Below are 459 nucleotides of genomic sequence, written 5' to 3'. Positions count from 1 at the left end.
GGTGTGGGTATTTTTAGTGGTGAGGAGCGTTCAGAGATCTGACGATTTTTGGGAAGGTTCAGGAACTCCCCGGGATGGCCGGAGAGGAAAACTGAAGCATGACGGGTCAGGATTTTTTCCAGAATTTCCACCATGGCGCCGGGGATTCAGTTAATTTTGCCTGGTGATTTTCAATAAGGAGCATGGCCTGTTTCAGGCTGTCAATATGCGAATCCTTGGACAAAAGTACGGTGTTCAGGTGTTCAATCTCCTGTTTCAGATGACGAATCACCTGTTCACTCTGGTCAGCAGAGGCTGTATCACGCTGTTCAGAGACCTGTCCAGAATGGTGTTCACCCTTCGGTTGCTCAAAGGGACCAAAGACACGCAAAAGCTCTGAAGTATCTACCATTTTTGCATTGCGTTCACCGCTACAGGTGGACAGGTCACCTGCTCTAATTAACCTATGGAGTGTTGTTC

1 protein-coding gene is annotated in these 459 nt (G+C 48.1%); it reads right to left on the bottom strand.

What is annotated here, in order from left to right; translation table 11 throughout:
- Positions 1–106: 106 nt before the first annotated feature.
- Positions 107–459: DNA-binding protein (locus INF86_RS22300; RefSeq protein ID WP_193543956.1), on the bottom strand; the 353-nt coding region annotated here is incomplete at its 5' end.

Source organism: Enterobacter cloacae complex sp. I1M (assembly GCF_014982425.1).
Lineage (GTDB): Bacteria > Pseudomonadota > Gammaproteobacteria > Enterobacterales > Enterobacteriaceae > Enterobacter > Enterobacter intestinihominis.
Note: the sequence above shows the minus strand (reverse complement) of the source record. Positions and strands in the feature narration are given on the sequence as shown.